Here is a 6,821-nt window from a genome sequence, read left to right as displayed (position 1 = left end):
GTGACCGTGGAGGCGTCGGTGCGGGCCATGAAGCTGTTCGCCGACTGGACGTCATGGTCGGCGAGTGGGACCTGTGGGCCGCCGGCCACACCGTCGGCCCGATCCGCACGGAGTTCGCCTGGCTGGAAGGCGGCACCGTCCTCGCCCAGCGCGCGGACATCGGCCCTGACACCGCCCTCCCCGGCGCCTGGGCCCCGAACGCCCCCTTCCCGACCCTCGCCCTGATCGGCTACGACGACACGTCCGACGAATTCACCGTCCTCTACACCGACGGCCGAGCGGTCGCCCGCGTCTACCAGGCCACCATGACCGACCGAACCTGGCGCCAATGGCGCGCGGCCCCCGGCTTCCACCAGCGCCTCACCGTCACCGTCAGCCCCGACGGCAACACGATCGACGGCCGCTGGGAACAGTCACCCGACGGCGAACAATGGACGACGGACTTCGACCTGATGTACGTCCGCACGGGGAAGGCGGGCGGCTGAAGGGTTTCGAGGCTGGTCCCCGCACGGCCATTGCCTGGGTAAACGGACTTTGAGTAGCCTGTGTTCGTTATTCCGATCGGCTGTTGAAATATCGAACGCAGCCTGACTGACACCCAAGGGAAGGGGCCGGACGTGGGACGCCTCGTACCAGCCGTGACGCGGGCTCTCGACATTCTCGAGCTCTTCCTCGACGGGGACGGCACGCTGTCCGCCCCCGACATCGTGCGCAAGCTCCAGCTGCCGCGCACCACCGTGCACGAACTGGTCACCACGCTCGCAGCCCGGTCGTACATCGTCCAGGTTCCCGGTCAGCCGGGACGGTACCGCCTGGGCGTACGGCCGTACCAGCTCGGGAGCCGGTATGCCGAGCAGCTCGACCTCGCCGCCGAGGGGCAGCAGGTCGCGCGGTCCGTCGCCGAGACCTGCGACGAGACCGTGCACGTGGCCATCCTCGAAGGCACCGACGTCATCTACATCGCCAAGGTCGATTCGACGCACGCCGTGCGCATGGTGTCCGCCGCCGGGCGCCGGCTGCCCGCCCACTGCACGTCCGTCGGCAAGATGCTGCTGGCCTCGCTTCCCGAGCCGGAGCTCAGCTCCCGTATCCCCGACGGGGCCGAGCTCGTCGCCATGACACCCAACAGCATCACCGAACCCGGCGCCCTGCGCGAGGCCCTCGCCGGGATCCGGCAGCGGGGGATCGCCGTCGAGAGCCGGGAGTCCAACCCGGACGTCAGTTGCGTGGCCGCACCCGTGCGGGACCGTACCGGGCAGGTCGTCGCCGCCCTCTCCATCTCCGTCCCCATGATCCGCTGGAGCGACGAGCGCCGCGCCGAGCTGGAGCAGCTCGCCGCCAAGGGCGCCGCCGAGCTGTCGGAGCGCCTCGGACACCGGAACGTGGCATGAGCGGCCAGTACGAGGTCGCGGTACTGGCGCAGGCCGAGCTCGGCGAGGGGCCCACCTGGGACGCGCGCAGCGGTCGGCTGCTGTGGATCGACATCCTCCGGTCGCGGGTCCACACCTTCGATCCCGTCTCCGGGCGCCGGTCCGTGCGGACCACCCCGCAGCACGTCGGCGCCGTCAAGCCCCGCGTCGGCGGCGGGCTCGTCCTCAACCTGCGCGACGGGGTGGGACTGCTCGATCCGGACGACACCTTCCGCTGGCTGCACCACGAAGCCGTCCCCGGCCGCCGCGCCAACGACGCCGCCGTCGCCCCCGACGGCTCCCTGTGGGCGGGCACCATGCGCTACGACGAGGCCCCCGGCGGCGGCAGCCTGTCCCGCTTCACCGGCGACGGTTCGGTGGACCTCGTCCTGGACGACGTGGCGGTCAGCAACGGCACGGGCTGGAGCCCCGACGGCGGCCTCATGTACTACGTCGACTCGCCCACCCGGCGCGTCGACGTCTTCGACCACGTGGACGGGGGCGTCGTGGGCCGGCGGCCGTTCGTCGAGATCGAGGACGGCGCCGGTTTCCCCGACGGGCTGACCGTGGACGCCGACGGCTGTGTGTGGGTGGCCCTGTGGGACGGCGCGGCGGTGCGCCGCTACACGCCGAGCGGTGAGCTGGACCGCGTGATCGAGCTCCCGGTGCCCCGGGTGACCGCGTGCGCGTTCGCCGGGCCCGACCTGAGCGACCTCTACATCACGACCGCCCGCGTCGGACTGGCCTCGCCGCTTGCGCTGTCGGGCTCGCTGCTTGTCGTACCCGGCGCGGGGAAGGGGCTGGCCCAGCCGGCCTTCGCCGGCTGACGAGGGAGTCGGCCAACGGCCCCGGACGGTGGTACGCGTCAGCTCACCGTCCGGTCCAGCTCCCGCAGGATCTCCCGCTCCTCCTTCGTCAGCGGCGCCCCCACCGCCGCCGGCAACGGCGGGCCGCTCAGCGTCGCCAGTACCGTCGAGGGGCGCAGCAGTCGCGTCGGCCCCGTCGTCATGCTCGTCACGTCCCACACCGCCGACGCCGCCGTGTACGAGCCGGTCGCCGTGCGGATCATGCGGCGGGTGTACGCGGTGAGCGCACGGTCCGCGAGCCCGGGCGAGCCGCCCCGCGTATCGGGGAACCACACGTCCTGGCTCACCGCCATCGTCCACGCCGCCTCCACCGACCGGGCCGCCGCCCGCTGCACCCGACGGGCGAGGCCCGCCCCGTCCAGGCCCGTGCGCCGCAGCTCCCCGCTCAGCACCTGCGCGCCCATCGCCGCCACCGACATGCCCTGCCCGTACGTCGGGTTGAAGGTGGCCAGCGCGTCGCCGAGGACGACGAAGCGCTCGGGCCAGTGCCGCGTCTTCTCCAGGTACCGCCGGTGGTTGCTGGTGCTGCGGCTGACATGGACGTCGGTGAGCGGTTCGGCGCCGGAGACCAGCCGGCCCACGATCGGGTCGGGCAGGTCGAGGGCGTACCGCAGGAAGGCCTCCGGGTCCGACGGCGGTTCACCGCCGCCCCGGGTGCCCGCGAGGCTCACCATCCAGCGGTCGCCCTCGATCGGCAGCATCATCCCGCTGCGGCCGGGCCGGCCCAGGTAGGGGTTGGCCTGCACGATGGTCAGGGGGAAGCGCTCGGCGCCCACGGGGGTGCGGTAGAGCCGGGTGGCGTTCACCAGACCGGCGTCCACCGCCTTCTCGCGGACGTCCGAAATACCCAGCCCTGCCAGCCATTTGACGACCCGTGAGCCGCGTCCGCTCGCGTCCACCACGAAGTCGGCCGGGAGTTCCTCCGTACCGGCGGCGGTCGCCAGGCGCACTCCGGTGACCCGCTGCCACGAGCCCGTCAGCTCCAGCGCCTGCGCCTTGCGTATCTCCACTGTGGTGTTGGCCAGCACCGCGACCCGTATCGCCCAGTCCAGCAGCGCCCGTGTGCTCGTCAGCATCTGCGGTCCGGGATGCCGCCAGCGTCGGAACCAGCCTTCGGGGGTGAGGGCGACCATGCCCGAGGCGAGCGGGACCTCGCGCGCTCCGGCGGCGAGCAGATGCTTGCGCATGCTCACGCCCGGCACCAGGTCCTCCATCGCGGCGAGACCGCCGGCCATCAGCAGATGCGCGTGGCGTCCCTGCGGGAGGCCCTTGCGGTGCTCGGGCCCGTCGGGCAGCTCGTCCCGGTCGAGGACGACCACCTCGTCCGCGACGGTGGACAGTGCCGCCGCGGCCAGCATGCCCGCCAGTCCCGCACCGATGACGACAGCTCTACGCGACATGCGACCCCTCGCACTCAGTGGCCGTGAAGGCCGGCCGACGGGCGCCCCGGCGCCCCGAAAGGGGCGCGGGGAACTGCGCGACCAGCCACGACGGCGCCGCAGACTGACGACGACACATCGCGGCACTCCCCATCGCGGCGCTTCCCGCGGAGCGCTTAGGCTCTCACCGTACCTTCACGCACCGTGCCCGCGGCAGCCAATCCCCCCAGAGCCTGCGCCAACTCCACCAACCCGCCCGCACCGGACACCTCGGTGGCGTGCAGCCGGCAGGTACTCGGCGCCCTGAGCGGCTCCTCGCGGGCCGCCGCCCGACGGGCCGCGGCGGCGAGCATGGCGGCCTCCGCGGCGACGCGCGCCTCGTGCACGGGGCGGCCCTCGGCCAGGGCGGCCGACCGCGCCCGCTCGCGCACCCGGTCGTCGAAGTAGGGCGCCAGCGCCAACAGGGCGTCATGGATGGCCACTTCACGCCAGTGCAGCCGCTCCGCGGGCGACTGCCACCAGGAGGAGGCCGGCTTGGGGGCCGTGGACACGAACCCCACCCGCAGCCACAGCGGGTCCAGCCGCCGGTAGTCGCGCAGCCCGCGCCAGTGCCCCACGGCGGCCGGCAGCAGCCTCGGCAGCACGAACCCGGCGGAACAGAGCAGCGCGGCCAGCGCGGCCATCGGCGGGGCGACCTTGGTGGACAGGAAGTCCAGGTCGTGCCCCGTCCAACGGGCCACCACGGCCGTGTACTTGGTCAGCTGGAACCCCACCAGGTCCAGCAGCGCACCCAGGAAGATCAGCCACAGCCCGGCCCGCAGCAGCCCGGTGACCTCCCGGCCCCACCGCACGCACACCACCGACATCGCCACGATGGCCGCGCTGTGCCCGAGCAGATAGAGCACGATCATCTCGCGCATGCCGGGGGTGTTGGCGTAGTAGGTGTCGAGGTCGTTCAGCCGCTCCACCTGCGCGTCCGCCAGCGTGAACAGCACGACGACGGCCACGATCAGCGGGACGTACACGGCGATGCTGCGCAGCACCAGCCGCCGCACCCGCTCCCGGGGCCCGCCCCGCCAGTTGATCAGCAGGATCAGTAAGGAGCAGCTGTACGCCGAGAGCAGCCCGTAGGTCAGCGGGGCGCCGAAGTTCGGGATCCCGGTGAGGTCGTTGACGGCGGCCAGGGTCATCGGCGCCGAACAGAGGAACACGACGGCGCCGAGGACGATGGCCACGCAGGTGGACACGGTCAGCGGGTTGCGCAGGGCCGACGGCGTCCCCGGCGTCGTACGCGGGCGTCGCAGCAGCACGGCCGCGGACAGCGCGAGGACGGCGGCCGCCAGATAGACGACGAGACTCATACGGCCGAGCTCCGTTCCGCCGCCATCGCCCGCACCCCGGCCGTGGCCCGGCGTACGAGAGGCGAGGTGGCCAGCGCGTCCGCGATCCGCACGAGCGCGTCGGGACCGGGCGCCCGCTCCTGGAACCACTCCGACTCACCGGCGTGCACCGGCCGCCGGACCCGCCCGGACGCCGGTCCGGGAGCCTCGTGCCCGCGCTCGTCCTGGTCCGCGAGACAGAGCCCGGCCGCCGCCGCGATCACCGCCGCCCAGGCTGTCGCGGCGGCCCGCTCGGGGTCGCCGGTCGTGCGCAGGGCGGCCTCGCGGGTCTCGTCGTACAACTCCCGGTCGACGTAGGCGTCCAGGTGGCTGAGCGCGTTGTGGATGCTGGTCTGGCGCCAGACCAGCCGGGTGGCGGGGGAGGACCAGCGCGGGCGCGGCAGGCGCAGCCGGCGCCGGGTGAGGATGTCGTCCAGTTCGCGCTCCAGGGGTGCGAGACGTACGTACGTCCGCCAGGCCCGCCGCCACTCGGCCAGCCGGGGCCCGGCCACCGGTATCAGGACGCCGGTGGCCGTCAGCAGGGCGCCGAGACCGGCGGCGGCCTGCGCGACGTCCGTGCCGAGGGCGGGCCAGTCCTGCCCGGACCAGCGGGCGGCCACGGCGACGAGCTTGGACATGCTGTACCCGGCACCGCACACGGCCCCGGCCCCCAGGGTGATCAGCCCCGCGCGCAGCGGACCGCGCACCTCGCGGGCCCAGCGCAGCGCCGAGAACGCGGTGACGGTGACGGCGGTGAGATGCCCGGCGAGATAGAGCAGGATCATCTCGCGCAGATACGGCGTCGTCGCGTAGTAGGTGTCCAGGTCCTCCCGGCGCTCCACCGGGGCGTCACCCAGCAGGAACAGCACCGCGATGCACAGCACCACACCGGCGTAGGCCAGGACCCAGCGGCGGGTGGTGCGGTGCACGCCGGGCCCGCCGCGCCACAGGGCGACCAGGATCTGGGAGGCGGCGCTGTACGCGGTGATCGCCGCGTACGTCAGCGGCGCCGCGAGGTTGGGGATCCCGCTGAGGCGGTTGACGCCGCCGACGGTGGGCGGGGCGCCGAGAAGGAAGCAGAGGCCGCCGAGGCCCAGCACCGCGCAGATGGTGAGCAGGTAGGGGTCGCGGCGATGGCGGATCAGGTCCGGGGACTTCACCACCAGGCCCAGCCACAGCGCCGCGCAGCTGACATAGCCGAGCAGGCCGTTCATCTCGTGGTCCCGCGGTAGTTGAGTGCGGCCCCGATGCGTCCGGCCAGGTCCTCGCCGTCGGCGCCGGCCGCGAACACGGAGTCCGCCGAGGCCTCCAGCCAGGTGCGCAGCCGACGGCCCATCAGCATGCCGAAGCGGTCCGCCTCCTGCTCGTCGGCGAGGGTGAAGTCGGTGCGCGCGGCGGCGGGTTGGGTGCCGGACCCGGTGCCGCACCGCTGGTGCATGTGCCACACCTCATGGCAGAAGATCACGATCTGGTGCCATACGGCGGCCCGCTTGTCGACGATGACGTCGTCGTGCGTCTCGCGCTCCAGCCACAGCCCGCTCGCGGTGTGCGGCGGAAACACCTCACGGTGGACGACGATCGGACGTCCGCGCCACTGGACGGCCGAGTCCACCACCGCCTGGAACAGGGTCTCCGCGTCCGCGGGGACGGGCACGCGCATGGGGCCGATGAGGGCGTCGGCGAGACGACGCATCTCCCTGTTCGTACGCACGGTTCTCCCCGTGGCTGCTGGACGTTCGACCCTGTGCAATATGCCAAGCCGCACGTCGCCTCAGCCACCTCCAGCAC

7 protein-coding genes are annotated in these 6,821 nt (G+C 73.1%); 3 read left to right on the top strand and 4 right to left on the bottom strand.

All coding sequences use genetic code 11. The annotated features are described in order from the left end of the window. The 3 genes from EAO75_RS33100 to EAO75_RS33090 all read left to right on the top strand — a co-directional run. A partial coding sequence (locus EAO75_RS33100; protein WP_222724007.1) for a hypothetical protein occupies positions 1 to 485 on the top strand: 485 nt, incomplete at its 5' end. 132 nt (positions 486 to 617) lie between these two features. Further along, positions 618 to 1,391, top strand: a complete 774-nt coding sequence (locus EAO75_RS33095) for an IclR family transcriptional regulator (RefSeq protein WP_147998857.1) — start codon at positions 618 to 620, stop codon at positions 1,389 to 1,391. Beyond that, on the top strand, positions 1,388 to 2,236 hold the full coding sequence (locus EAO75_RS33090; protein WP_147998856.1) for an SMP-30/gluconolactonase/LRE family protein: 849 nt from the start codon (positions 1,388 to 1,390) through the stop codon (positions 2,234 to 2,236). Before EAO75_RS33095 ends, EAO75_RS33090 begins: the two co-directional genes overlap by 4 nt. 38 nt (positions 2,237 to 2,274) lie before the next feature. Here the strand turns inward: EAO75_RS33090 and EAO75_RS33085 are convergent, their stop codons facing one another. The 4 genes from EAO75_RS33085 to EAO75_RS33070 all read right to left on the bottom strand — a co-directional run bounded on the left by EAO75_RS33085 (position 2,275) and on the right by EAO75_RS33070 (position 6,744). Continuing rightward, the gene (locus EAO75_RS33085) at positions 2,275 to 3,675 is read right to left on the bottom strand and encodes an NAD(P)/FAD-dependent oxidoreductase (RefSeq protein WP_147998855.1); all 1,401 of its coding nucleotides are present in this window, start codon (positions 3,673 to 3,675) and stop codon (positions 2,275 to 2,277) included. 155 nt (positions 3,676 to 3,830) lie between these two features. Further along, positions 3,831 to 5,015, bottom strand: coding sequence for an MAB_1171c family putative transporter (locus EAO75_RS33080; protein WP_147998854.1), 1,185 nt, complete (start codon positions 5,013 to 5,015; stop codon positions 3,831 to 3,833). Beyond that, positions 5,012 to 6,247 (bottom strand): MAB_1171c family putative transporter, encoded by a 1,236-nt coding sequence (locus EAO75_RS33075; protein WP_147998853.1) that lies wholly within the window; start codon positions 6,245 to 6,247, stop codon positions 5,012 to 5,014. The genes EAO75_RS33080 and EAO75_RS33075 overlap by 4 nt, the downstream gene beginning before the upstream one ends. Next, positions 6,244 to 6,744 (bottom strand): toxin, encoded by a 501-nt coding sequence (locus EAO75_RS33070; protein ID WP_147998852.1) that lies wholly within the window; start codon positions 6,742 to 6,744, stop codon positions 6,244 to 6,246. Before EAO75_RS33070 ends, EAO75_RS33075 begins: the two co-directional genes overlap by 4 nt. Positions 6,745 to 6,821: the final 77 nt, after the last annotated feature.

The sequence above is a fragment of the Streptomyces sp. UW30 genome, assembly GCF_008042075.1.
In the GTDB taxonomy this organism is placed as follows: Bacteria; Actinomycetota; Actinomycetes; order Streptomycetales; family Streptomycetaceae; genus Streptomyces.
Note: the sequence above shows the minus strand (reverse complement) of the source record. Positions and strands in the feature narration are given on the sequence as shown.

Bases quoted from the DNA above. Each gene is read 5' to 3' on its own strand.
- EAO75_RS33090 (WP_147998856.1), top strand. From the start codon at position 1,388: ATGAGCGGCCAGTACGAGGTCGCGGTACTGGCGCAGGCCGAGCTCGGC.
- EAO75_RS33080 (WP_147998854.1), bottom strand. From the start codon at position 5,015: ATGAGTCTCGTCGTCTATCTGGCGGCCGCCGTCCTCGCGCTGTCCGCG.
- EAO75_RS33085 (WP_147998855.1), bottom strand. From the start codon at position 3,675: ATGTCGCGTAGAGCTGTCGTCATCGGTGCGGGACTGGCGGGCATGCTG.
- EAO75_RS33075 (WP_147998853.1), bottom strand. From the start codon at position 6,247: ATGAACGGCCTGCTCGGCTATGTCAGCTGCGCGGCGCTGTGGCTGGGC.